A 25278-nucleotide genomic window follows, 5' to 3' on the forward strand; every position below is an offset into this window, starting at 1 on the left:
GCTCTTTTTGGCCAGCTGGGGCGGCGTTCATACAGCTAGATGGTATTTAAAACGCTCTTATTTGCCTGCTGGGACGGCGTTCATTGAGCTGGGTGGTTTATAAAACGCTCCTATTTGCCAGCTGGGGCGGCGTTCATTGAGCTAGGTGGTTTACAAACCTCTCTTTTGTACCAGCTGGGGCGGCGTTCATTGAGCTAGATGGTTTATAAAACGCTCCTATTTGCCAGCTGGGGCGGCGTTCATACAGCTAGATGGTATATAAAACGCTCTTATTTGCCAGCTGCACCGACGTCCATTGAGCTAGATGGTTTATAAACCTCTCTTATGTACCAGCTGCACCGACATCCATTGAGCTAGATGGTATATAAAACGCTCTTATTTGCCTGCTGCACCGACGTCCATTGAGCTAGATGGTATATAAAACGCTCTTATTTGCCAGCTGCACCGACGTCCATTGAGCTAGATGGTTTACAAACCTCTCTTTTGTACCAGCTGCACCGACGTCCATACAGCTAGATGGTTTACAAACCTCTCTTTTGTACCAGCTGCACCGACGTCCATACAGCTAGATGGTTTACAAACCTCTCTTATGTACCGGCTGCACCGACGTCCATACAGCTAGATGGTTTACAAACCTCTCCTATTTGCCAGCTGCACCGACGTCCAAACAGCCAGGTGGCAATACAAACGCCCTTAAATTGCCATTTGAGCAGAGAAGCTCAGCACTACCACTTGCGCGGATGATTTTACCTTTAATATTCATTTAACCTAATGCACAATATAGAGTTGACTGATTGTCTGATTATTAGAGGAGGATTATTATGGGGAATACCTGCAGTCCCGGGAACGGGGCACAAAGCAAAAGTAGCGGTTCGGGCGGCGGAGATTTAAAATGGTGGCAGCTGTCACTCATGGGGGTTGGTTGTACGATTGGCACCGGTTACTTTCTTGGGTCGAGTATCGGAATTAAAAATACCGGGCCATCGATCGTTTTTGCATTTATTTTGGCTGCAATCGGAACTTATATCGTTTTTAATCTTCTTGCTAAAATGACAGCCGAAGATCCTCAAGAAGGTTCATTTTGTTACTACGCGGGGAAAGCATATGGAAAATGGGCAAGCTTCAGCTGCGGGTGGAATTATTGGTCATCTAATATATTGATCATGGGAAGCCAGCTCATGGCGCTTTCGCTATTGTCCCAATTTTGGTTTGAAAAGGTTCCGCTATGGGTCTTTGCAGCTGGATATGCCATACTCTCCATTTTCGTTGTTTTATTAGGAACAAAAGGCTTTGATAAGGTAGAAGATATTCTAGCCGTTATTAAAACTGCCGCAATCATCATGTTCATCATCCTGGCTGCGGCGGCTTATTTCGGCTGGATTAACGGCGGAGGGGACAAGCCTGACTTTCCTTCTTCCATGGGAAAGCTGTTTCCAGAAGGATATAAGGGTTTTTGGTCTTCCTTGATTTATGCATTCTATGCGTACGGAGGAATAGAAGTTATCGGGCTGATGGCGATGCAGTTGAAAAAAAAAGAGGACGCTCCGAAAGCAGGGAAAATCATGCTCATCCTGCTTTTGATCATCTATGTTCTCTCACTTGGGCTGGCAGTTCTGCTTGTTCCGTTTGAAAAATTCACTCCGGATGAAAGTCCGTTTGTGACAGCGTTGGGTGGCAGCAATCTGGCATTTTTCCCGCATGTATTCAACGGAGCCATTATTATTGCCGGGTTTTCGACGATGACAGCAGCCCTGTTTGGCGTCACGAATCTACTTGTCACAATGTCCAAAGAAGGAGATGCTCCAAAACTCTTTTCAAAGAAATTAAAAAAGTTCAAAAAACTACCCCTTCCTTCTTTAGGCTTGGCTGCAATTGGCCTTCTCCTATCTGTTATTACCGCCCTGCTCGTCCCTGGGAAAATTTATGAATATATTACAACAGCCGCAGGTATCCTCATACTATATAACTGGGCGTTCATCATCATTTCCGCCCTAAAAATACTTGAAAGTAAAATTTGGGCTAAAGTGCTTGCCATTGCTGGCATGATACTCATTTTGGCTGCAGTGAGCGGAACGATAATGGAAAAAGAAATAAGGCTTGGCTTCTTCATCAGCCTGATTCTGGTTGCTCTGATAGCGATCGCTGCCTTTATTATGAAAAAGAAAAAGTGGAATAAAGAGCAGGCATCCAGTGGATGAATATCCCTTATTATTTGCACATAAATTTCAACTTTAATAGAAAAAATCCTGCACAAGAAGTTGTACAGGATTTTTCATTCCACCAGCGCATGCTTGAACGCATAAATCACAGCCTGGGTCCGGTCTGCCACATTCAATTTTCCAAGAATATTGCTTACATGTGTCTTAACCGTTTTTAATGCGATGAATAACTCATCAGCAATTTCCTGATTCGTTTTCCCCTCTGCCATCAGCAGCAGGATTTCCATTTCGCGGTTTGTCAGCTCTTCGTGAGGCTGCGCCGTACTTCTGCCCCTCATCTTCAACATCATCTTGCCGGTCACTTCAGGTTCCAGTATGGTCTGCCCTTCGTAAGTGGCGCGGACTGCATCAGCAATTTCACTTGCTTTTGATGTCTTTAACATATAGCTTGTAGCGCCTGCTTCCAGAGCCGGATAAACTTTATCATCATCAAGAAAACTTGTCACGATGATGATCTTGGCTTCCGGCCACTTTTCGATGATTCGCCGGGTAGCCTCGATGCCATCCATTTCTTTCATGACCAGATCCATTAGAATTATGTCTGGTCTATGTTCGAGCGCAAGCTCTATTGCGGCACTTCCGTCATCCGCTTCCGCCACCACCTCAATATCAGGCTGTGCGGTTAGATACGAAGACACCCCGATTCTTACCATTTCATGATCATCTACAAACAATACTCTTATCATTCTTTATCACCCTCTGCTTCCACCATAGGAACTTTCACTTCAAGCCTTGTTCCTTTGTTTGGCACACTGACAATCTTGAATGAACCGCCAATTTCCAATGCGCGCTCCTGCATATTCTGCAAGCCGTATGAACCTGTTTTTTCTACTTCGCTGTCAAAGCCGATGCCATCATCCATGACTCTAAGAATGACGAGTGAATCCCGCTTGATTAATAGTACTTCCAGGGAAGAGGCCTTGGAATGTCTGAGTGTGTTGGATACTGATTCTTGAAGGATTCGGAAGAGATGGTCCTCGATTCCTTTATCAAGGCTGATTTCCTCTACTTTCCAGTCAACTTCCATTGGCACTTTATTAGATAATTCCACCAAAAGCTCCTTAATTCCTTCTTGCAGTGTCTTTCCTTTTAACGCAACCGGTCTTAAATGAAGAAGAAGCGCTCTCATTTCAAGCTGAGATTGATGGATCATTTCTTCAACCATTTTCAGTTGTTTAGCCTCTCTGGGATTCGATTCCCCGCTTTTCGTCTCCGTTATGGCAGACATCATCATGGAGGCGGCAAATAACTGCTGGCTGACAGAGTCGTGAAGTTCCCTTGCCAGACGGTTTCGTTCCTGTGATACGATTTCCTGAATCCGCTTTTCCTGCTCTTCAGCTTTTTCATTGACCAGCTTTTGAGACTGCTTCGTTCTCTTATTGATTTGTTCTTGAATTTTAACAAGCCCCTCCCAAACGGAAGCTAATTCTGCAACATTAAAGGACTGGTTTGGATCAAGGGAGCGTCCCTGTTCAATATCCATGACTCCCGACTTTATCTCATTGAGCTTTTTTCGGACAGGCAGGGCTGACCATATTCCGGCGGCGATCCCCAGTACGATTGTAATGACAGGGATATAAATGATCAAAGGAATATCCATGATTTCTTTTCTTATAAAAAAACGCCAATCGGGCAGTGGAAAAATGGATGTAAATAAAGCAGTGAACACAATCAGCAGAACGATAGACAATGCCAGGCTGCTGAATACCATGCGCTTTAGAAGGCTCATATCCTTTTCACCTCTAAATCCCCGACAGCCAAAGAGGTAATGATTTTCACCTTCTGAGCAGACCCGTCATAGTCACTTGTTTGATAGTAGATCGACTGGTTAAAAGATTTTGGCTCAACACTGTCAAAGATAGTGACAGCCCCGGCCAGGCCGTTATGATGAATACTGACTTCTATATCATATGGCACCATGACCACGATATTCCCGAGTATGTGGCGCACAGAAATGACAGATGTTCCTTTAGGCAGAACCGTATTGCCCAAATCAATGACAGTATCACCAATCCCGCCCTGAATATTGATATCATTCCATTCGTATACATGCTCAGGTGTTTGCTGGCGGCCAAACCAGACATTTTGCAAGTTTGCTCTTTTTATGAAGACAGGCTTTTCGCCATCATTCAATGTCTGCTCTATCTGCGGTTCTACTTTGGCAGGATTCTTTTTTGAATCAGCAAACCTGAGAATGATCATTACAAGCAAAGCGAGCAGAAAGAACCTGAACGCCATAGTATTCAATATGGTAAGGGAAAGGCTGATGACGCCAAACCAGAATAAGATTTTCCCCGACGTTCTCGGAAGTCTTTTTCTCCCTATATATATGCATCCAAAGGTGATGAATAGAAAGAATACAACTCCCCCATCATAAAAGGACATTTCAAACAACAGCAAGATCACACCGATTAATAAGATCCAACTGAATCTTTCGGTCCTGAATTTATTCAACATGGGGGAATCCTCCTCTCGGTTTTAATAAGTTGTTTGTGGAAGTATGCATTCCGAATACGTTTTTTCAACGCTCTTTTCGCAAAGATTGTGGCTGATTCAAAAGAATGGATTTCCACTCCGCCTACGTTCAGGAAGAACGGAAATCACTGAAACTAGTACAGGGATAAAAGAAAGGAAAATTTTTTTTGATAATAGCCTTTAGGAATCATCTGAAACTCTTCTTTAAAGGTCACAATATATGTTGCTGTTTCAATGTATTGTTGTTTCTCGCCGGAGGATGTAACTCTTCCCCGATCAATTCTTTGCAAGCAAGATATAAATATACTGAAATACAATCTCCTTTTGAAAAACAAACGCTTTTCTGATTGACATTGATAAACTTCTAAAAAGACGCAGAGTCCTGCGCCTTTTTAGAATACCATGTTTTTACTATGAAATAGAATGGGTTTCTTCTTTTTTCATCTCTTTTTCCAGTTGAGCAATGCGGCCGTCGATGCTGTTCCGGTAATATTCAGTGTTCACACCATGCTCCAGGCGCTCGAGGTATGCTTCCATTTCCTCGAATCTGGAGAATGATTTTTCAGAATATCCCTCAGTAGATTCCAGCACTTTGTTCATTCTGTGATTCGCTCTGGCGATATTTTCACGCCCCATCAATTCCATGCGCTTGATATACATATCTTTAAGCTTATGCTTCATTTCTTCATATTTTTTCTCAAGGTCTTCCAACCCGCTGCTTGCTTCGTTAAGAGAGCTCTCAATGCGTTCTGCTCTTTCTGCAAAATGCTCATGTTCACTGATTGCAAATTTATAAAGCTCCGTTTCACCTGCATTGGAGGCAACTTCAGCCTGGTATCTTCTCTTATCTGCAAGTTTTTGGGCCTCATCCAGTTTTTTCATGAACTCCTGCTTCAATAAGTACTGGCGTTCAACTAACTTTCTCACTTTTTCCACTTCCGCTTCACATTCACGCAGGTACTGGTTCAGCAATGCGATTGGATTCTTTTTCTCCTTTTCATCCAGCATTTCATGAAAATCAGAAGTAATTGAGTTTTTTAGTCTGTTAAATAATTTTGCCATTGTAAAATCTCTCCTTGTTATTAAGATATTGTGTTCAAACATTTGCGTTTTTGAAAATGGTTACTGATTTCCGCTCCAGGTGCGCGACTCCGCGGGGCGGGCGGTGAGCCTCCTCAGCTTCGCCTGCGGGGTCTCACCTGTCCCGCTAATCCCGCAGGAGATCGCACACCTTCCGCTCCAATCAGTCCTGTAAAACAAAACAGGCATCTAAAGTTAAGAGAATCAACTACCTTTCACTTTAAAAAGCAATCTCTGAATGGGATAGTGACATTCAAGATCACTAACTTCCTTTGAAAACCTTGAACTTAATTATTTTTCAAATTAGCCCATTCTTTTTCAAAGTTTGTGAATGGATCATCACTTTCCATGACTACAGGCTTCTCTTCATTCCACTTCTTGAAGACCACATACAGCAGGTAGATGGCAGCCAAGCCGATGATCGCCGGGAAATTGGATGCTGATGCACTAAGTGCCGCCAACCCGATGATTGCCCAGATGACTTTTGCAAAGGTCGAATCTGTTTTCACAAACTGCTTGAATGAGTAGTAAAGAATCAGCAGGCTGATCGCAAGGCCGATCATCGGCCCCATATTTGCCAGAAGCACAATCGCCCCGATTCCTCCCAAAATAACTAAACCAAACTTTTTCATAACTTCCTTCCTCCTTGCGGCTGGATATTCAGCCTGTTTTCGAAAGAATTTTTGTTCTTCCGTTTTCTTGTCTCTATCGTACCTTTCTCAGGGATTTTTCATAACGAGCCTGAGCTTTATTTTCGACTAAGACCTGAGGCTTAGATGGATTAAGTCTTGGCTTTTCTTTGGTGACAGGAAACCATGGGTGGACATGGTTTTTATCTTTTACCATATTCTTCATGTGCCAGGCATTCTGCTCTATGCATATACTATCTTGTTGATTTACTACTGCCGTCTTTCCAGTGTTTCATTATTAATTAGGAGGAACGATATGAAATACAACATCACACGTGATTACATTGATTTGGGGAATTCCCGTTCAGGAGAGGCTTTAGGGCATGTCCAGTTCATTGTGAGCCATGATACCGGAAATCCTGGTTCTACCGCTTATGCCAATCGAAATTACTTTGCTAATGTCGATCCGACAGCTTCCGCACATACGTTCATCGACGATAATTATATTTTGGAAATCATTCCGCTGAGCGAGAAAGCCTGGCATGTCCGCTATGATGTCAATACGGATAACCGGCTGTATGGGGCGGATGCTAACGACCATGCCATAGGGGTGGAACTTGCGTGGGGCGGAAATATCAATTTTGATCGGGCCTATGACAGGTATGTTTGGTACCATGCCTATCTAATTGATAAATATGGATTAAACCCCCGCGAGGATATCGTCGCCCACAGCACACTGGATCCCTCCAGAAGGACCGACCCTCAAAATGCACTTAATCGTTATGGCATCTCGTGGGAAGAATTTTTGCAGGATGTAGAAAGTGCTTATTCGACTTATTTTCAAAATGGAGATTCCTCAGGCTCTGCCGCCAGCGGGGGGGCCCTGAGCCTGCCTTTAGGAGAAGGAGATGAAGGGCCGCTGGTAAAAGAAGTACAAAACAAACTGCTTCGCGCCGGGATTCCGTTGCCTCGATTTGGGGCCGACGGAATATATGGCACTGAAACGGAAATGGCAGTCATGAGGTTTCAGCGGAAATACGGTCTCAGAGTGGATGGCCTTGCAGGCACGCAAACCCTCGGAAAATTAAATCAACTTTTAACAACCAGTAAGCCTGTAAATGATTTTCCTCTTCCAAGTGGAATTTTGCAGGAAGGGGATGAAGGGAATGGTGTCCGCCTAGTTCAGAGGGCACTCAAGCAAATAAACTTTGACCCCGGAACGATAGATGGGATCTATGGCCCGTTGACTGCGGATGCAATAAGAAGGTTTCAGGAGACATATGCCGAGCTGAAGAATGACGGTATTTACGGGCCGAATACACGAAAATATATCCAGATGGAGCTTGAAGAGCAGTCATAATAGGTATCCACACTCATTCCTTGATACAACTTAAAATCCGAACGAATTTGCATCAGCTAACATCTATTTTCAAAAATATATCAGCACCTCAAGTTTTTCGGCAGCAGCAAAAAACCCGGTCCACCAATCAGGACCGGGTTTACTATATTATTCAGTTAAGCTCAAAAATTCATCAACATCATTGATACAAAGTGCGATTCCTTTTTCCCAGAACGCTTCTTTCGTGATGTCTTCTCCAAGGTGTTTCATCGCCAGCTCTTCGACGCTCATGACAGCTGTATCGCGAAGCAGCGCCATGTACTTTTCTTCATAATTCTCGTCAGCTTCAAGCGCTTTTGCATAGATGCTGAGTGAGAACAGGTACCCGAATGTGTACGGGAAGTTATAGAACGGCACACCGGAAATATAGAAATGAAGCTTGGATGCCCAGAAATGAGGATGAGTTTCATCCAGTGCTCCTGCGAAGGCTTCCTGCTGTGCTTCTGTCATCAATTCATTCAGCCTGTCTGCTGAAACGAGACCACCTTTGCGTTCTTCATAGAAGCGTGTTTCAAACAGGAAGCGGGCGTGGATATTCATGAAGAAGGCAACGCTTCTTTGCAATTTATCTTCAACCAGTGCGATTTTCTCTTCTTTTGTTTGCGCTTCTTTCACAGCTGCATCTGCAACAATCATTTCTGCAAACGTGGAAGCCGTTTCCGCCACGTTCATTGCATAGTTTCGGTTCAATGTATGCATTGGCCTAAGAGCGTAAGAATGGAACGCGTGGCCCAGTTCATGGGCAAGTGTCGCAACATTGGACATGCTTCCTGAATATGTCATGAAAATACGTGACTGTTCACTCAGAGGAAATGATGTACAGAATCCGCCAGGTCTCTTCCCTGCACGATCTTCTGCTTCTATCCATCTGTCTTCAAATGCTTTTTGGGCAAACTGAGCCATTTCATCGCCGAAACGCGCAAAATGCTTTAAGATGAATTCTGCTCCCTCATTATAGGACATTGTGGAATTTGACTCTGCCACCGGTGCATCCATGTTGTACCAGTCCATTTTTTCTTTGCCGAGCATTTTGGCTTTGCGGTCCAAGTATTTTACAAAAGGTGCTTTATGCTTGGTGATGGCTCCCCACATTGCATCCAGAGTTTCTTTCTTCATGCGGTTATATTCAAGCGGCTCTTTCAATACTTCATCCCAGCCACGTTTTTTATAGACATTCAGTCGGAAACCGGCAAGATGGTTCAATGTCTTTGCGAATAGCTCTTCTTTGTCTGTCCAGGCTTTTTCAAGACTGTCGAATATTTCTTTTCTTACTTTCTCATCCTGGTGGGAACTCAGGTTATTGGCCTGCCCGATTGAAAGCATTTCTCCGTCATAAGGGATCTCCATGCTGCCGACAATCGTGTCATACATTTGTCCCCAGCCATGATAGCCATCGATGGATAGCGCCTGAATGAGGGCTTCCTCTTCGCTGGACAGCTTGTCTTTTGCTTTTTCACGCCATTCATTAAGAACAAATGTCAATTGGCCAAGGTCCTCTGTTTGCAAAAGTTCATTCCAAGTGTTTTCAGGTGCTTCCGATAATTTTTGCTGAAAGCTGTTAAACGAAACCTGGAACTCCGCACTTGCAGTTGTTAACTCGCCGCGCAAAGCATTGGCTTTCCGGTCCTTCATGTCCTGTGCTTCAAGACAGCCGATAAACGCTCCTGCTTGGCGAAGGTACAACATTACTTCCTTTGCTTCCTCAATCAAGTCAGCTACCTGCCCGCTGTCTTCTTTCGAACTTGGTGCTCGAAATCCTTTTTCTTTTTCTGCAAAGGCACTTCTTTTTTTATCCAGTGTTTCAAGGTGTTGCCTCAATTGAGGCGAGCTGCTTCCTCCCTCGAAAAATACATCTAAATCCCAAACATCAGAATACGTCATTTTATATATCTCCCCTTTTAAATATGTATTCTACATATGTATATTTACAGTTTATCATTTTCCGACTTTTCTTGCTTTTATTTTAATGAATGATTGATGTACCGAATATTGTATTCTGGATTTTTTAAAAAAATTGCGCCAAAAGCCTCAATACTCCCGTTTTTGTTTTCAAGGTTATAACGGTGGAATAGTATTAGTACTGACTATAATGAATGGAGGGTGTATTGTGGGCAAGCTTATTCTAAATATTGGATCATTTATTTTGGTCCTGGTCGTCAACACTTTATCAGTGACACTTCCACTGAATGGTCAAAGCACCGGAGAGATTTCAAACAGGCTTGATGTCTTCTTCACGCCTGCCGGATATGTGTTTTCCATATGGAGCCTGATTTATTTGCTCCTTGGCATCTGGATTATCAGGCAGATTCCTAAGAAGAAGCGGGACTCAGAGTATTATCAGCAAATCAGTCCGTTTTTCATCATTACCTGCCTATTGAATACGGCATGGATTTTCATGTGGCACTATAACTACTTCCTGCTTTCAGTCATCGTAATGCTGTGCCTTCTCGTTACATTGATTATTATTTACAGAAAGGTGAAAGACCTCAAATCAAACTTTTTTGATGTTCTTCCTTTTTCTATTTACTTGGGCTGGATCAGCGTGGCCTCGGTCGCCAATATCAGTTATTACCTTACTTATATCGAGTGGAACGGTTTCGGATTAGGTGATACCTTCTGGTCAATTCTGTCCCTGGCAGCTGCATTGGGTCTGGCAGTCACATTCAGATTCAAACAACATGACTGGGTTTTTCCCCTGGTGTTTGTTTGGGCCGTTATCGGGATTGGTGTTAACAATCAGGAACAGCACCCCATACTTTCAACTTTAAGTTATTCTGTAGCCTTATTGATTTTTCTGGCAGTCCTGTTCTTGAGGCATAAAAAATCATAATTAACTACTTGTTGAACAAAATAGGAGTATGGAGGTGGCCATATTACCATGCAAGAGAAGAAGGTAACGGCATCTGGAACTGATATAGAGGAAGTAAAAAGGCTTAATGCACAATCCGGGTTGTCCTATAATCAGGTTAAACAGATGCTTGCTGAAAAAATGGACCATAAAAAATAAATCGCAGTTAAAAACGGATTCTCCCACCAGGAAGAATCCGTTTTTAAATTTTATTTAATTCTCATTTTCTGTCTTTGCCGGCTTTTCCCGTTGCTCAACCAGTTTTTCTTGAATCTTGTTATATTCTTTGCAAGGCTGAGTCAGGCTGACGACAATATCTCCTGCTTCTGCCTTGGCAGATCCGTCCGGAGTGAAAAATTCGACCTTCCCGGAAGGTTTCAAAACAAAGAGAAGGATGGTATGTTCTTCTCTTTCATGGAGATATTCTTCGAATGGATATTTTTCAGTGATATTGGTTTTTCTGATAATGTCTCCTCGTTCCACCCTCTTGTTCAGCTCATCCCAGGTTGCATCCTCCTGGAACAAGATCCTGCCGCCAAGAGTATGGACAAGGTCCTCGATATCATCACTTCTTTTCCCCTTCAAAGTCAGCTGAAAGAGGTTGTTCCTACCAATAGAAGGAACAAATGTGGTACAAACCAGAGCGTTATAAGAATCCACTTCGGTAGCAGCAAGCAAATACTCATATGGGGTTAAATCCATATGATACTCCGTTTGTTCCGACAGTATTTCTCCTTTGTAAAATGGCACTCCGGTCTTTCTTGCTGAGAAAAGCCTCTTCCAGGATGAATCTGCAATCATTACGGGTGTCTTCAGTTCCATAAAGATTTTTGCAAGCTCAGTAGTAAAACTGCTTCCGCCTATAATCAGAACACCAGGCCTGTCGTTGATGGCAAGATCCAGCTTCTTGGCAAGCCAGCCGATTGAAAATCCATGGACGGTGACAGTCCCAAACACCAGGGCAAATGTTACTGAGGTTAAAACCGCCGCATCCTCAAAGCCTGTATCAAGGAGTACCGAAGCAAAATAGCTTGAAACGGTCAGCGCCACTATCCCTCTCGGGGCAATCCATCCGACCAGTGTTTTTTCCTGCCAGGATAGATCCGTTCCTATAGTAGAAATGAAAATCGATAACGGACGTACAACGAAGAGCATCAACAGAACAAACCCTATAATTTTCCAATTAAAGATTTCGATCAACGTTTCCAGAGACAGAGATGCGGTCAGCATTACGAAAATCGTCGAAATCAAAAGCACCGATATATTTTCTTTAAAATGGCGCATATCATCGATGGAGGAAATATGCATATTTGCCAAAGTCATCCCCATTGCTGTTACTGCAAGGAGCCCGGTCTCATGGGTGATTTCATCCGAGATGGTGAAACACGCAAGCACCACAACAAAAACGACAGGAGACTTCAAAAATTCGGGAACATGGCCCTTCTCAAGCATCCAGCCGATCCCCCTGCCGCACAGCCATCCGAATACAACTGCAAAAAGGGAAGCCAGAAAGAACATCAGCAGCGTATTGGCGGCTCCTTCTTCAGAGGTTAAAAACAGGATGATTTCAAAAGCAAAAACGGCTAAAAGGGCTCCAAAGGGATCTACTACGATTCCTTCCCATTTTAATATGGCTGCAGGACGCGGCTTTAGTTTGGCCTGCCTTAAAAGCGGCAGTATGACCGTTGGGCCGGTCACAATGAACAATCCGCCGATGACAAACGAAACAGCCCATGAAAGCCCTGCTACATAGTGGGCTCCCAATGATCCGAGGATCCAGGCAAGGAAAGCTCCGATGGTGACAATCCGAAATACAGGTTTTCCAAGTCCTTTTACTTCACGGAAATCCAGATTCAGACTGCCTTCGAATAAAATGATGGCAACAGCCATCGAAATGATCGGTTTAAATAAATCTCCAAACTCTTCTTGTGGATGAATGATTCCTAAAAACGGGCCTGCCAGGAGGCCGACAATGGACATGACAACGATTGCCGGCAGCCTGAACCGCCAGGCTGCCCACTGCGATAAGATTCCCAGCAGTCCGATCAGCATCAAGTTGAATAATATCGAATGAAACATTGAGTCTCTCCTTTAAAAAGGATTCAAAACTTAAGCCTATTCTATCCTTCCTATTTACTCATGTAAATTTATGTGTTTCTGCAATGTTCTTTCACTTTGCCTAAAAGCTTACCTTATACCCTGACAGAGCTTTTAAACCAAAAGGTGAGCCCAAGGCGGCTGCACACTGTATGATAATGCATCAGCGTCAGTAACACAGCACCTGTATTCATTCCGATGAGGACACCGGACATACCAAATTGGGGAAGCGAACCCAGAAAGTAAATGATTGAAAAAGAAACGAGGGTCGCCCATATAGTATGATACAAAGCGTCTTTTATAAGTCCAAAACCGATCATGAAAGCCTGCAGCGGCATGACAAAGAAATGGAAGAAAAAATACGGCCAGAGCAATTTCAGATAGTAAGCGGCCGAGGTTGAATGAAAAAAGAGATTCGTCAATTCTTCTCCCCACATATAAAAAATCAAAACGGCCGGGGCCCCATACCCTAACGTAATCCAAATAACCTGTCTGAGTATAGAATGTATACCTTTAATATCGTTCTTCGAAACCTTTTCTGACACAATCGGTATCAAGGCGACGAGCAGGGAATGGGCAATGAAAGCAGGGAAAAAACCGATAGTCAATGCGACGCCAGCCATCACGCCAAAGTGTTCTGTTGCCATAATCTCGGTCATGCCTGAATGCAGAAGTGCTGCTTTAATCAAAAACGGCTGGATTGCATGGGAGACCGCATGAAAAATCCGTAAAACGGTCGTAGGGAATGAAACAGATAATAGCGCCTTCCCTACTTCACTCTTGTCCGCTGCCCTTGAAGAGGTGTGCCTGATTTTCCTTACAGAAAATACATAAGCTTGCATGAAGTAAAGGAACACAACCATTTCACTACCGATAAATGTACAGAGGGCAATGATGATGGCCGTATTGGTTTCAAACGAGAAGAGCTGGTAGACCACTACGAGAAGGATCAGCTGAGCTATCTTCCTTAAAAAGTTGGCGGCTGCAATTTTCCCCATATTATGAATTCCCATGAAATACCCTCTTGCAATGGACGAAAAGGCGATAATCGGAATCAGCAGCAATGTCAGCCAGCGGACGCCGGGATGGTACTCTGCCAAAAAAGGAAACAAAGAGTAAAGCAAAGCAGCTGCCAGCAGGAAAATACACGTGAAGATAATCGTCAGTTTCCACACTTGAGAAAGGATGTTTCGATGATAATCAACTTCCTTTTCCGCGATGAATTTTGAAAGAGAAACCGGCAGCTCCAGGCTGGCTATAATGGCTATCAGGAAAATTGAAGGAAGGATCGACATATAGATTCCCATCCCGCGTTCCCCCAGCTCCCTTGCCAATATCATGTTGATGACGAACTCCAGGCACTCTCCCAAAAAGGCGGTAATGATTAAAAAGGAAATTCCTCTTATAAATAGTTTCATTGTATCTTCGACCTCCGAAATTAGTACATGCCCTATCATATGACGGAGGGACCGGGTTTAGGATTTTTTTAACACTGAAGGCAATACTCGTTTCCCTGATTGCCTTTACGAAGGTCCCACTATCTTATTGGGAAAGTTAGTCTCCTTTGAAGTATGCGGGCCAGTGACTCTTCTCTTCCTCGTTTTCATTGGCCCGATTACTCCTCTGTTCGCTTTTAAAAAGGAAAGATGCATAATCCTAAGGAGTATCCATCAACTGAACAGCTGCAGTTTTTAATGAAGACATAATTTAATTTGGACAATAAAAAAACTGAGACTTCATGGGTCTCAGTTTTCTTATGGGGAACATTTTTCATAATGACTATCTGTGATTGGAAAGTAAAAACCACTGATATCTGCTTTGGAATGAGGTCACCCCTGTCCAGATACCAGACGGCCCGCCTTCAATTGAGCAATGCCTTCCTTGCAAACTCCATATTCCAGCCAGGAACAGCCTGCACAGATATGATCGAGGTCCTCCGGCTCCACTTTTTCAGCAGTCAGCCCCACAAGATAGGATTTCTTGTATGACCCACCCGTTTCCAAACCCAGGTGTTCAATTGTTCTTCTGTCGAGCCCGACGACTTTGTCATTGGACTTTATCGTGCCGCTGCAGAGTGTCTCACCTTTATGTGGGCACGCCATACAGGCTTCGTCAAATGACTCCACCACTCTTATATCGAAATCCTGTTCAGGATCCCTGATGTCACTGACGATTTCCTTCATTCTCTCCACAAAGGCAGGACTGTACCCCATCCCTTTGAATCCATGGACACACAGAAGATGGTGCCCTCTCAATATTCTGCTCATCCGGATGCTGCCTCCTTTGCTTTTAGTTACTCTTTTATAAGTATTCTCGGGAGTGCGGGGGAAATCCTGTTTTTATTGTGGGTGGAATATACGACGTATTTCCAAATAGTGGGATTGTATACGTATTCTGTTAAAACCCATGCGTATTTCTGTATAAAGCGTGCGTATACTTGCATAACCTGTGCGTATTTCTGTATAAACCGTGCGTATATATGTATATCCCGTGCGCAAATTCCACTAGATTTTATTTTCGCTAAAAAAATCCCTTTTCCCGATGCTATTTCACCTGACATTTTCTAATACATTATAAAATCTCCCCATTCCATGCAGGTATCTCACCTTCAGTGAAGAATTAGTAATTTGAAATCCAGTATTTTACCAAAGGAGTGGCAATATGATTGTCAAAGAGAGACAAGTTCCAGAAAAAATAGCGGCATTAGAAGCTTTATTGGAAAGAATTCCAGCACATCATGAAAAACGCGAAAAAATCCAGAATGAATTACGGTCCAGGCGAAGAGGTTTCAAAGGTGAATTGGCCTTCGATTATTATTTAAAACTACTGCCTGACGATGATTATTATATTCTGAACCACCTTCGACTTCCCTACAAATCCACCTTTTTTCAAATCGACTCTCTCCTCATTTCAGAAAAACTCATTCTAATTCTTGAAATCAAAAACCTTTCTGGCAAGCTCCATTTTGACCACTCTTTCAGACAGCTCACCCGAACATTCAATGATATCGAAAAAGGGTATGCTTATCCTCTCTCTCAAGTTCAACGACATTATTTTCAATTAAACCAATGGCTCCAATTAAAAAAATTCCCAAAACTGCCAATCGAATACTTTGTCATTCAGAGTGACTCCTCCTCGATTTTGAGTAATGAAAGCAAGAACAGAGTTGTCTATCAACGGGTCATCCACGGAGGGGCGTTTTTGGAAAAACTATCAGAATTAGAAAACCGTTATCGAGATGCAAAGATGGATAAAAAGATGTTAGAAAAGTTACTCAAAATGCTCCAAAAAGATCATACACCTCACACCAGTGATGTTTTATCTCAGTTCAATATCGGTAAAGAAGAAATCAGAACCGGCGTTCAATGCCAAACCTGCTCCTCACTGCCCCTGAAGCGGGTAAATGGCGGCTGGTTTTGTTATCAATGCAAGGACATTCACAAAAAGGCTCATGAGAAAGCTATTTTTGATTACTTCATTTTAATCGCTCCCCAGGCTTCTAATTCGGAACTGAGAAGTTTCCTTCACCTTCCTTCAAGAAGTGTCATGCAGAGGATCTTGACATCCATGGAACTCCACCATCAAGGCACTGGTAAAGCCCGTACCTACTCAAAAAAATAAACAGTTTTCAACTTTCAAACCGAAGCAAGCCACAAAAAAAGACCGGGCTCTTGGGCCCAGCCTCTTCCTATCAATCTATTGAACGTCTGCATAGTTTTTTGAAACATAACCATCCTGGATTTCATACATACCATTTGTTTCTCCAAGGAGTTGTGCGGTTTCACCTTTATAGAAAACCCCTGCTCTTGTGGATGCTTCGTAGTTTGGTTCTGAATGAATCCATACATTGCCGGTAGAAATGAGTGTTGATGACTGATTATTGTCACCTTCCACTGGAATTGTAATAGTATCCCCTACCTGAAGGCTTGTTGCACTGAGTGACGGATTGGCATTCATTAATTCTTGTGTTGTCACATTGTCATAAGAAGCTGCAATTTCCCAGAATGTATCTCCCGGCTGGATGACATAGGTTTCGCTGCCTGATGGTCCTTCATCCGGATTGTCCGGCTGAGTCGTTCCACCCGGAAGCTGAACCGTTTCGCCAACCTGCAGGTAGCGAGGGTTGATATCTGGGTTCAATGACTTCAGTTTGCTCAGTGAAACGTTATGATCGCGGGCGATTTCCCAAAGAGTGTCCCCCGGCTGCACGACATATGATCCCGCTGAACCTGAATTGGAGTCCTGATTCAGGTATTCTTCCAGTGTCAGGTTCTGGCTCATGATATCCTCTGCATGTGCTTCACCAACATAACGCAGATGCCAAGGTTCATATTTATAGCCCGTTATGGATTGTTTTCCTTCTGGATATCGGACGATAAATCCGTGGTCATCCGCGTTTTCTTCTACCCATTCTCCAGCTGCTGTATTTCCGAACTCCTGGATTAATTGATAATCAACGCTTGGGGAGGTTACGTCCATGACAAGGCCTGTCTGGTGTTCGCTTTCTCCTGGTTTGGCACTAATTTGGTTGGCATATTCTTCGCCATATTGATTCACATAATATTGATGGACATCCTGCTGGTAGTCATACGAACGGTAACCAGAAGATGCATAAAGATTGATTCCTTCACTGTCAGCTTCTGCAAATAATTCCTCCAGCGCGTCCGCTGCATAGCTCTTCATTTTTTCCTGGTCGCTTACGAATGGCACATCCGGTACGACAAGATTGCTGGGCACATAGTCAGAAGATAATGATTGCTCTTTGTTTACCAGCAAAATATCACCCTTATTAGGTGCAGCTTGTGTATCAGATGGAGATAAGGAAACGGATGCGAGGAGGGCTGATGATGCCATGACTGTAAATAATTTTTTCATAGATTCTGCTCCTTTCATTTTGTCCTTATTCCTTCAATAACACATAAAAAATGAAATAAACATCCAAAACACCCAAAATAATTTTACTATTCCCGCAATTTCCATTAACATTTAATCTATAAAAACAAAAAAAGGCGGGGTATGAATGGGTTTCGACAACACTAAAGAATATGCGTTAGATCTCGATAGCAAAGATACACTGGCACGTTTCCGGGATGAATTTTACATAAAAGAAGATTGGTATTACATGGACGGGAATTCACTGGGGTTGTTATCACAAAGAGCTGAAAAGGCACTGCTGACTTCTTTGCAGGACTGGAAGCAGCAAGGCATAGACGGCTGGATGGATGGCGAGGAGCCATGGTTCTATTACTCTGAAAAACTGGGGAAAATGACGGCCCCCCTTATCGGCGCGAAAGAGGAAGAGACAATTGTCACGGGCTCGATAACAACAAATCTGCATCAAATGGTTTCAACCTTCTATCAGCCTGAAGGAAAGAAGACGAAAATACTTGCGGATGAACTGACGTTTCCTTCTGATATCTATGCTCTTCAAAGCCAGCTGAAGCTGAAAGGATATTCTCCCGATGAGCACCTTGTCCAAGTGAAAAGCAGGGACGGCCTTACACTGCAGGAAGAAGATATTATCCAAGCGATGACAGATGACATTGCATTGATTCTGCTACCTTCTGTTCTGTATAGGTCCGGGCAGCTGCTTGATATGAAACTTCTCTCTGAGGAAGCTCATAAAAGGGGAATTGTCATCGGTTTTGACCTCGCCCATTCAATCGGCGCCATTCCCCATATGCTTCATGACTGGAATGTCGACTTTGCGGTATGGTGCAATTATAAATATTTAAACAGCGGCCCCGGAGGAGTCGGGGGGCTGTTCGTCCATGAAAGCCATCTCGGCAGGAAGCCTGGGCTGGCCGGCTGGTTCGGATCTAAAAAAGACAAGCAATTTGATATGGAGCACACAATGTCACATGCTGACACGGCAGGCGCTTACCAAATCGGAACGCCCCATATTTTCAGCATTGCCCCCCTCCTGGGATCATTGGAAATCTTCCAAGAGGCCGGGATTGAAGAAATTCGCTCAAAGTCCCTGCAGCTGACCGCCTATTTAATGGCGTTGATCGAGGACAGCCTGTCTCAATACGGGTTTACGATTTCCAATCCAACAGATGACCAAGGCCGGGGTGGTCACGTTTGTCTCCAGCACGAAGAAGCCGCCCGAATATGCAAGGCCTTAAAGAAAAACGGTGTCATTCCTGATTTCCGGGCACCAAATGTCATCAGGCTTGCCCCTGTCGCTCTTTACTCATCTTTTTATGATGTATGGAAGACAGCGGAAATCCTAAGGACGATAATGGCTGAGGAACAGTATAAGCAATTTGAAAAAGGCAGAAATGTAGTTGCATAAGGAGGAAGACCTGATGAAGATCATTGATATATCACAAAAGCTTAACAGCACTACACCGATTTGGCCGGGTGATACACCTTTTGATTTCACATTAAACTGGGCAAAAGCAGACACCGGCTCGGTTAACGTCGGAAAATTCACCTTCAGTGCCCATACTGGCACACATATCGATGCTCCGTTTCATTTTGATAACGACGGAAAGAAAGTTGCTCAGCTCCCGCTTGAGCAATTTTTCGGGGATGCCTTAATCGTAGAGGTTTCAGAAAAGGAGTCTATCGGTGCCAAAGACTTGGAGGCTTTCGACCTGTCCTATGTCACAAAGCTTTTGATCCGTACAAACAGCTGGAATGACAGGAGTTCCTTCCCATCCACAATAACATGGCTTCGGGAAGACATCGGACCATTTTTAAAAGAAAATGGAATTGACTTGGTCGGAGTCGATGTTCCCTCAGTCGATCCCCTTGACAGCAAGGAGCTCTCTGCACACCATTCCCTCATGGAGAACGGAATCGGGATCCTTGAAGGAATCATACTCGATGGAATCGAAACGAAAACATATGAACTGGCAGCCTTTCCCCTTCCGGTGGAAGAAGGAGACGGCTGTCCGGTGAGAGCTGTACTGATCGACCGGTAGACAGGGAAAATACACGCTATTTCATTCTTCAAGTTCCTTTACTTCATACTGAGATATTCGGTATAATGAATGTATAAGAAAACGGAAGACATGAGAGTTCCGGCTGCCACCAGATCTCTCATGCAAGTATACATTTCAGGAAGCAGCGGCTTTTGTTTAGACTGGAAGTAACCTACCCAAGGTTGAGAGCCATAGCGGGTGGGTTACTTCTTTTTTTGTGTGACGGCAATTATCGCTACAGTCAATGTTCCGAATGCTATCATTAATTGGAGAACGTCAGCTACTTCTATCATCAGTGGTAATCACCTCCCCTCGAAAAAGGGAGCAGCCGCTGCCAATCCAGCCATGAATACTATATCATCATTTTAACACAAACAGGAACGTATGTTCTATTTTTGTTCGCGTTTTCACTAAAATAGTCCTAATCTACCTGTTTCTTCTGTTCATCTATTTATTAGGCTCTGTTAAAGAGTATTGTTGTTTTTGTATGAAACTATTTAGATTGTGCTGCATGACCTCCGCTCCAGGTGCAATCAAACTTAGTATGCTAAATAAAAAAACATGCTTGATTTTATCATCAGATGCCAAAATGTGCAGGCGAAAAATTACAGAAGTTTAACTAGACAATGCAGTCTGTTAACCAATAGATCCTTTTAAACTAAATAACAACATCATTACTAAATAACAACATCATTAACTAACAAAGTATATCTCCCCTCAAACTTTCATAAGTTAGAAGTATCATAGGTTTCAACAAAGGGGGAGAAACCAGTGGGCATCTTGGTGGTTGTAGGTTTGGCCTTTGTGTTACTCGGTATTGGCGGCTTCTTTATTTATTTCTTGAAATCATCATTGAATACTAAAGACAGTAAAACTATTGATCCTGTTCCGGATGATGATCATCATACATCACAATAAAAGGGCGTCCCAGTGGACACCCTTTTTTTCTATCGCCAAACAACTCTCTATTTAACTAATATATTTGCCGCTCACCAGCTTTTCACCTTTCACCATCGGGCGCTCGCACATCGGACAAGACTTTTTCTTCAGTCTCTGCTCTGCTTCTGAGTTGATTCTCGACCAGGCTATGCAATCGTCTTGGCTGCATAGCCACGCGGACACTTTAATTTTTGGAACTTGTTTCCTCTCCTGGCGTGGAGTCACTTTCGATGGAAGAGATAATGGCTTCTCCCCGAACACTTCCTTCAAAAATCGTGAAATCTCCCGCTTCTCCCCTTGATAAAAGGCAGGGGAGCTTATGAACAGTTCCTCTTTTGCCCGTGTAATGGCAACATACATCAATCTTCTTTCCTCTTCAATTGCAAGGACTTGTTTGTTTTTGTGATCTTGATGAACTTTATCTTCCAACTTTTCCGCATTGAGTGCAGATGAGTGCGGGAGGTTTCCTTCGCTGGCACCAATGACAAACACGGCCGGAAATTCAAGCCCTTTAGCGCGGTGGATGGTCATCAGTGAAATCGAGTCACTTTCCGACGCTTTTTCCTCACTCAGCATCTGCCTGTGCTTCTCAGTCATTCTGTCTATAAACGTAATAAAAGCGGAAATTGAATCAAATCGGGCAGCAGATGACTCAAGTTCTGCGAGTGTTTCTTTAATGGCTTCCTTATGTTCCGTCACAGCCAGCCGTTCATTTGTATCCATATAGTTTTCATAAAAGTCCCTTCTCATCTGCTTGATTGCCGATGCCGGCGATTCTGCAGCGAGGCTTTTAATTAACCTGATTCTTTCCTTTACCTTCTCTTTTTGAAAATCTTGAAGGGTGCTCATTTTCGTCAAATGGATGAGCGGGTATTTTTTTCTGGCTGCTTCTTCGTTAATTTTGATCGTTTTCATACCTGTTTCCTTGTTGATGTATAGCGTAGGCAGAATGCCTTCCACAGCTTCAAAGTTCCTTGGTACAAGGGAAAGGCGTAAATGATCAATTAACGGCTTGACGATCCACTGGTCGTAAAAATGCTGATCGCCCAGATTAAATGAGAAAAAGGGAATTTCCTCGAGCAGGAGCCTTTCAAAGATGGCGCGGCTGCTGCTGATCGTCCGGTGAAGAACAGCGATATCACTGTACTTTTTCTTTTCCTCCTTTACCATTCTCTTGATCCGTGCAATGATCCATTCGGCTTCTTCATCTGAATTGGATGGCCGGCTGTATTGCGGTTTGAAACCTGATTCTCTTACGGATTGAAGTGTTTTCTCTCTCCTGAAACGATTTCCGCGGATCACTTCGTTTCCCAACCCGACAATATTGCTGGCGGAACGGTAGTTGACGTTCAACGTAATAATTCTGGCATCCGGGTATTCTTTATCAAAATCAAGAATGAACGTGTTATCCGCTCCATTAAAGGAATAGATCGTCTGGTCATCATCCCCGACTACAAATAAGTTTCTCGTTTGTCCGGCTATCATCTTGATGAGCTCGTATTGAAGCCAATTGGTGTCCTGAAATTCATCTACCATCAAATGGCGGAATCTATTCTGAAGGGCTTCAAGGAGATTATTGTTCTCTTTAAGCAATTCATAGGCTTTAACCAAAATATCGTCAAAATCCATCTTCCGATTGCTTTCCTTCCACTTTTCATAGGCAAGGAGAATATTTTTCATCTCCTTTTCACTCGTAGTTTTATCTGGAAGCTTTTCAAGGGGATCCATTGCCATTTTCAAAACAGACAGTCTGGAAAGAAGGGTTTCCGGCTGGTATAGGTCTTGAATGCCAAGTTTTCTTTGCAGCTGCTTTAAGATGATATGCTTATATCTTTCATTGCCGAGTATCTCCTGTGTGACTCCCCGGCTCCTGAGAATAAAAAGGAAGAAGGAGTGAAATGTACCGGCTTGTACTTTGTTCACTTGTCTTTTGTTCATGTTCGGCAGAAGTGAGACACGCTGCTTCATTTCCATTGCCGCTTTTTTGGAAAACGTCAGCAATAGAATGTTTTCCGGAGCTATGCCTTTGACCTGCAAGAGGTACCCTGTCCTCGAAACCAGTACCGAGGTTTTGCCTGATCCCGCACCGGCCAATGTCAGGCATGGGCCATCACTATGCCGCACTGCTTCTAATTGGCGGGGGTTAAGAGAAATTCCGCTTTGTTCAAGAAGGCGATAATAGAAAGCATCCTCATCAGTAGTTTGGAATGCTCTTAGATCACCCTTATTGTAGATTTCTGCATTTGGTATCGCTTCACCCGAAACACCAAATGGCCTGTTTGAAAAGTCATTCATCTTCAATCACCTTGCTTAAATTAAAGTAACTCTGCTTTCACATATTTTATGACAGGTTGGTTTCTGCTCTTATATGCGACTTCCAACCATTCACTCATCATGGAAAACAGCCTGAAATAAAAAAGAGTGTAAGAAAAAGAGAACTCTTACACTCTTAGAAAATTTATTATTTTTGATGGAAAAAGTCAACGAAAGCGTTGAAGATTTCGATAGCTTGATAAGATAAAAGCGTTAACGCAGTAAACGAAAACACGCCCATCATCAAAAATCTAATCCACATATTCTTTCCCCCCTTGAATAATCAAATAGATTAGTTATTCAAGAGGTTATTATCCACGTAGTTGGACTGATAAAATACGGGCGTCAAAAAAATTTGCCTCCGAAGAAACACCGAATTCCGGTTGCAGGCAATCGCCAGACAGAGAATCAGGAATACTAACAGTACCTGAGAATCGTAGAAAAACGATTTATTCTTTCCGTAGTCATGTTCATCTCCCGGCTGCATGGCGTCGAATGCATGATGGTCCGCCAGCGTGCTCTCTTGGACAGCACTAACCGAGATGTGCCCGAATTCAATACTGTTTGTGAGGATTGCCAATATGATGAAGCCTGTAATAAATACATACCTGTTCACTGGCCAGCCCCCTCAAAAAAAGTATTGGTATCATTATATTCCAATTCTTACTGATAAGCACCAACTAATTGTACCTATTTATGTTAATCCACAATAATTCAACCAGATTATCCCATGCCCTTAATAGAACTGGTAACTGTTGCGCCCTTGCTGTTTAACGGCATACATTGCCATGTCCGCTGCCTGCAGAAGTTCATTTACATTCCTGCTGTCTTCAGGGAAGAACGAAGCACCAAGACTGAAGGTTATGCGGATTTCTTCACCAAAAACCCTATACCCTTTTTCATTTGCAAAAAAGAATCTCTGAATCGTGGTTTCTATTTCTTCCTTGGAATGTCCATCTTCAATGATGACGACAAATTCATCACCTGATTGTCTGGCAATGAAAGCATCAGAAGGAAACTCCTTCCTGACTCTTTCTGTAAACTGGATCAACAACTCGTCTCCATACGAGTGTCCATACTGGTCATTAATTTCCTTGAATTTGTCAATATCTATAAAGATGAGGGCGAATTCCACTTCTTCTTCGAGAGACTTTTCGAATAATGTTCTCAGCCTTCCTTCCAAAGCCCTTCGGTTCCAGATTTCAGTCAGCTGGTCATGCAGAGCTATATACTTAAGGCGCGCAGTAGACTTTTCCAGCTCGGTATTTTTCTTCCGTAACTCCTCTGTTCTTTTATTTACTTGCTCTTCAAGATTCCTGGCAAGATTCTGATAAGAAGCCGTCATATGGGACAGCTGCGAGCTCGTCATAAGCTGCCTGGAATAGGCAAGGAATATAATAAGAAGCAATGATCCACCTGCTGCAACATCCCCGCTTATGGTAAAGATAGCGTACAAGATCAGTATGCTGAAAATGCTGATAACAGTCCTTGCAGCAGGGTTCGAGCCGGCCTCATAACTGAATTCATTTTCTCCTGCTTTAAATGATACATTACTTCTCAGCAGCTCCAGAGCAGCAATCCCCTGAAGGATAACGGCTGAACTCCATAACGCTTCAAGTATGCTGTTCGGTTCAAACGCATTGTAATATAGAACCAGCACATATCCACTATCAGCTGTAAACAATATAGCGAAAGAAATTACAAACAACAGCATTGCCCTTGCAGGGAAAAAGTACTTCTTCAAAAACATCGTTGCCGACAAAGCAAACAGCAGCAGCAGTTCTAATGCAGGGTAAACAAATGAAGTTACTCCATTGCCGTACGCCACCCCGGCTTCATTATAGAGGGGATGAAGCCAGTAGACCCATAATATTGCAATGAGTGAAAAATAGACTATGAGAATATCAATTGCAAAGTAGACAACCTGATAACGGTTTTTCACAGCAAGTGTTAATAACGCAAATGCTGAAATGTATAATAGCAAATTAATTATGTATAATAAGTCACTCCAAAAAGGGACAGACATCAAGCTCTCCCTGACCTTTTCCTCATAAAACCAAATAACCTCGCCTGCACCGTAGCTTAAAGTTCCAAGCAGCAGCAAAAGGACAAATTTCTGCTGCAATCCCTTTGACTTTTGAAGTGTATAAACTTGCAGAACCAAAGTAAAAAGAATAGCAGAACCTGCAAAGACACTGACACCACCGGCTTTTATACTTCCTTCTGCCAAAACGACCCAAAGGAAGAAAAAGAGAAAGAATGCTGCCGTTCCTATTAGTAACCATTTTAAATTGTTCGCTTCCTTCATGTCATCGCCCTATTCCGCTTTAGTGTTCCCATGGTCTAT

The 25278-nt window shown here is 43.2% G+C and carries 22 protein-coding genes and 1 pseudogene; 9 read left to right on the forward strand and 14 right to left on the reverse strand.

Annotated elements, in window-relative coordinates; translation table 11 throughout:
- The first annotated feature begins 821 nt into the window (after positions 1-821).
- Positions 822-2198: an amino acid permease gene (locus M1E09_RS17555; RefSeq protein ID WP_456272109.1), complete on the forward strand. Its 1377-nt coding sequence runs from the start codon at positions 822-824 to the stop codon at positions 2196-2198.
- A gap of 74 nt (positions 2199-2272) precedes the next feature.
- On the opposite strand, the gene M1E09_RS17560 is transcribed toward M1E09_RS17555, so the two are convergent.
- The 5 genes from M1E09_RS17560 to M1E09_RS17580 all read right to left on the reverse strand — a co-directional run bounded on the left by M1E09_RS17560 (position 2273) and on the right by M1E09_RS17580 (position 6406).
- The gene (locus tag M1E09_RS17560) at positions 2273-2905 is read right to left on the reverse strand and encodes a response regulator (protein ID WP_456272110.1); all 633 of its coding nucleotides are present in this window, start codon (positions 2903-2905) and stop codon (positions 2273-2275) included.
- The gene (locus tag M1E09_RS17565) at positions 2902-3948 is read right to left on the reverse strand and encodes a sensor histidine kinase (protein ID WP_456272111.1); all 1047 of its coding nucleotides are present in this window, start codon (positions 3946-3948) and stop codon (positions 2902-2904) included. The genes M1E09_RS17560 and M1E09_RS17565 overlap by 4 nt, the downstream gene beginning before the upstream one ends.
- A complete protein-coding gene (liaF, locus tag M1E09_RS17570; RefSeq protein ID WP_456272112.1) occupies positions 3945-4676 on the reverse strand; it encodes a cell wall-active antibiotics response protein LiaF in 732 nt (243 codons plus the stop codon). Before liaF ends, M1E09_RS17565 begins: the two co-directional genes overlap by 4 nt.
- A 429-nt stretch (positions 4677-5105) precedes the next feature.
- Positions 5106-5756, reverse strand: coding sequence for a PspA/IM30 family protein (locus tag M1E09_RS17575; protein ID WP_456272113.1), 651 nt, complete (start codon positions 5754-5756; stop codon positions 5106-5108).
- A 305-nt stretch (positions 5757-6061) separates the two neighbouring features.
- Positions 6062-6406, reverse strand: coding sequence for a lmo0954 family membrane protein (locus M1E09_RS17580; RefSeq protein ID WP_456272114.1), 345 nt, complete (start codon positions 6404-6406; stop codon positions 6062-6064).
- Positions 6407-6719: 313 nt separating this feature from the next.
- Between M1E09_RS17580 and M1E09_RS17585 the strand changes: the two are divergent.
- A pseudogene (locus M1E09_RS17585) lies at positions 6720-7241 on the forward strand (peptidoglycan recognition protein family protein); the annotation flags it as partial.
- Between the two features lie 126 nt (positions 7242-7367).
- Positions 7368-7763, forward strand: coding sequence for a peptidoglycan-binding domain-containing protein (locus M1E09_RS17590; protein ID WP_456275027.1), 396 nt, complete (start codon positions 7368-7370; stop codon positions 7761-7763).
- A gap of 147 nt (positions 7764-7910) precedes the next feature.
- Here the strand turns inward: M1E09_RS17590 and M1E09_RS17595 are convergent, their stop codons facing one another.
- On the reverse strand, positions 7911-9683 hold the full coding sequence (locus M1E09_RS17595; protein ID WP_456272115.1) for a M3 family oligoendopeptidase: 1773 nt from the start codon (positions 9681-9683) through the stop codon (positions 7911-7913).
- A 226-nt stretch (positions 9684-9909) separates the two neighbouring features.
- Here M1E09_RS17595 and M1E09_RS17600 point away from each other — a divergent pair, with 226 nt between their 5' ends.
- Together M1E09_RS17600 and M1E09_RS17605 are read left to right on the forward strand one after the other, a co-directional pair.
- The gene (locus tag M1E09_RS17600; RefSeq protein WP_456272116.1) at positions 9910-10632 is read left to right on the forward strand and encodes a TspO/MBR family protein; all 723 of its coding nucleotides are present in this window, start codon (positions 9910-9912) and stop codon (positions 10630-10632) included.
- Positions 10633-10680: 48 nt separating this feature from the next.
- Entirely contained in the window at positions 10681-10809 is a 129-nt protein-coding gene (locus M1E09_RS17605; protein ID WP_456272117.1) for a hypothetical protein, read from the forward strand.
- 54 nt (positions 10810-10863) lie between these two features.
- Here M1E09_RS17605 and M1E09_RS17610 read toward each other — a convergent pair whose 3' ends face one another.
- From M1E09_RS17610 to M1E09_RS17620, 3 genes are all read right to left on the reverse strand, one after another.
- Positions 10864-12729, reverse strand: coding sequence for a cation:proton antiporter (locus tag M1E09_RS17610; RefSeq protein ID WP_456272118.1), 1866 nt, complete (start codon positions 12727-12729; stop codon positions 10864-10866).
- A 113-nt stretch (positions 12730-12842) separates the two neighbouring features.
- Entirely contained in the window at positions 12843-14165 is a 1323-nt protein-coding gene (locus tag M1E09_RS17615; protein ID WP_456272119.1) for an oligosaccharide flippase family protein, read from the reverse strand.
- Between the two features lie 411 nt (positions 14166-14576).
- On the reverse strand, positions 14577-15014 hold the full coding sequence (locus tag M1E09_RS17620; protein WP_456272120.1) for a DUF1284 domain-containing protein: 438 nt from the start codon (positions 15012-15014) through the stop codon (positions 14577-14579).
- A 394-nt stretch (positions 15015-15408) separates the two neighbouring features.
- Here M1E09_RS17620 and M1E09_RS17625 point away from each other — a divergent pair, with 394 nt between their 5' ends.
- Positions 15409-16368, forward strand: a complete 960-nt coding sequence (locus M1E09_RS17625; RefSeq protein ID WP_456272121.1) for a nuclease-related domain-containing protein — start codon at positions 15409-15411, stop codon at positions 16366-16368.
- A 75-nt stretch (positions 16369-16443) separates the two neighbouring features.
- Here M1E09_RS17625 and M1E09_RS17630 read toward each other — a convergent pair whose 3' ends face one another.
- Positions 16444-17622, reverse strand: coding sequence for a D-alanyl-D-alanine carboxypeptidase family protein (locus M1E09_RS17630; RefSeq protein ID WP_456272122.1), 1179 nt, complete (start codon positions 17620-17622; stop codon positions 16444-16446).
- Between the two features lie 145 nt (positions 17623-17767).
- Here M1E09_RS17630 and kynU point away from each other — a divergent pair, with 145 nt between their 5' ends.
- Together kynU and kynB are read left to right on the forward strand one after the other, a co-directional pair.
- Positions 17768-19045, forward strand: coding sequence for a kynureninase (gene kynU / locus M1E09_RS17635; protein WP_456272123.1), 1278 nt, complete (start codon positions 17768-17770; stop codon positions 19043-19045).
- A gap of 13 nt (positions 19046-19058) precedes the next feature.
- Positions 19059-19679 (forward strand): arylformamidase, encoded by a 621-nt coding sequence (gene kynB, locus M1E09_RS17640; RefSeq protein WP_456272124.1) that lies wholly within the window; start codon positions 19059-19061, stop codon positions 19677-19679.
- A 203-nt stretch (positions 19680-19882) separates the two neighbouring features.
- Here kynB and M1E09_RS17645 read toward each other — a convergent pair whose 3' ends face one another.
- Positions 19883-19972, reverse strand: a complete 90-nt coding sequence (locus M1E09_RS17645) for a putative holin-like toxin (protein WP_456272125.1) — start codon at positions 19970-19972, stop codon at positions 19883-19885.
- 478 nt (positions 19973-20450) lie between these two features.
- Here M1E09_RS17645 and M1E09_RS17650 point away from each other — a divergent pair, with 478 nt between their 5' ends.
- A complete protein-coding gene (locus tag M1E09_RS17650; protein WP_456272126.1) occupies positions 20451-20597 on the forward strand; it encodes a hypothetical protein in 147 nt (48 codons plus the stop codon).
- 51 nt (positions 20598-20648) lie between these two features.
- Here M1E09_RS17650 and M1E09_RS17655 read toward each other — a convergent pair whose 3' ends face one another.
- The 3 genes from M1E09_RS17655 to M1E09_RS17665 form a co-directional block, all read right to left on the reverse strand.
- On the reverse strand, positions 20649-22913 hold the full coding sequence (locus M1E09_RS17655) for a UvrD-helicase domain-containing protein (RefSeq protein WP_456272127.1): 2265 nt from the start codon (positions 22911-22913) through the stop codon (positions 20649-20651).
- Positions 22914-23223: 310 nt separating this feature from the next.
- The gene (locus tag M1E09_RS17660) at positions 23224-23547 is read right to left on the reverse strand and encodes a hypothetical protein (RefSeq protein ID WP_456272128.1); all 324 of its coding nucleotides are present in this window, start codon (positions 23545-23547) and stop codon (positions 23224-23226) included.
- Between the two features lie 120 nt (positions 23548-23667).
- Positions 23668-25239, reverse strand: a complete 1572-nt coding sequence (locus M1E09_RS17665; RefSeq protein ID WP_456272129.1) for a diguanylate cyclase domain-containing protein — start codon at positions 25237-25239, stop codon at positions 23668-23670.
- Positions 25240-25278: the final 39 nt, after the last annotated feature.

The organism is Bacillus sp. AK031 (assembly GCF_053903065.1).

Coding starts and splice junctions, on each gene's coding strand:
- M1E09_RS17615 (WP_456272119.1), bottom strand. CDS start 14,165: ATGAAACTATTTATAAGAGGAATTTCCTTTTTAATCATTACCGCCTTT.
- M1E09_RS17555 (WP_456272109.1), top strand. CDS start 822: ATGGGGAATACCTGCAGTCCCGGGAACGGGGCACAAAGCAAAAGTAGC.
- M1E09_RS17595 (WP_456272115.1), bottom strand. CDS start 9,683: ATGACGTATTCTGATGTTTGGGATTTAGATGTATTTTTCGAGGGAGGA.
- M1E09_RS17580 (WP_456272114.1), bottom strand. CDS start 6,406: ATGAAAAAGTTTGGTTTAGTTATTTTGGGAGGAATCGGGGCGATTGTG.
- M1E09_RS17665 (WP_456272129.1), bottom strand. CDS start 25,239: ATGAAGGAAGCGAACAATTTAAAATGGTTACTAATAGGAACGGCAGCA.
- M1E09_RS17625 (WP_456272121.1), top strand. CDS start 15,409: ATGATTGTCAAAGAGAGACAAGTTCCAGAAAAAATAGCGGCATTAGAA.
- M1E09_RS17575 (WP_456272113.1), bottom strand. CDS start 5,756: ATGGCAAAATTATTTAACAGACTAAAAAACTCAATTACTTCTGATTTT.
- M1E09_RS17560 (WP_456272110.1), bottom strand. CDS start 2,905: ATGATAAGAGTATTGTTTGTAGATGATCATGAAATGGTAAGAATCGGG.
- kynU (WP_456272123.1), top strand. CDS start 17,768: ATGGGTTTCGACAACACTAAAGAATATGCGTTAGATCTCGATAGCAAA.
- M1E09_RS17565 (WP_456272111.1), bottom strand. CDS start 3,948: ATGAGCCTTCTAAAGCGCATGGTATTCAGCAGCCTGGCATTGTCTATC.
- M1E09_RS17645 (WP_456272125.1), bottom strand. CDS start 19,972: ATGATAGAAGTAGCTGACGTTCTCCAATTAATGATAGCATTCGGAACA.
- M1E09_RS17610 (WP_456272118.1), bottom strand. CDS start 12,729: ATGTTTCATTCGATATTATTCAACTTGATGCTGATCGGACTGCTGGGA.
- M1E09_RS17605 (WP_456272117.1), top strand. CDS start 10,681: ATGCAAGAGAAGAAGGTAACGGCATCTGGAACTGATATAGAGGAAGTA.
- liaF (WP_456272112.1), bottom strand. CDS start 4,676: ATGTTGAATAAATTCAGGACCGAAAGATTCAGTTGGATCTTATTAATC.
- M1E09_RS17630 (WP_456272122.1), bottom strand. CDS start 17,622: ATGAAAAAATTATTTACAGTCATGGCATCATCAGCCCTCCTCGCATCC.
- M1E09_RS17620 (WP_456272120.1), bottom strand. CDS start 15,014: ATGAGCAGAATATTGAGAGGGCACCATCTTCTGTGTGTCCATGGATTC.
- M1E09_RS17655 (WP_456272127.1), bottom strand. CDS start 22,913: ATGAATGACTTTTCAAACAGGCCATTTGGTGTTTCGGGTGAAGCGATA.
- kynB (WP_456272124.1), top strand. CDS start 19,059: ATGAAGATCATTGATATATCACAAAAGCTTAACAGCACTACACCGATT.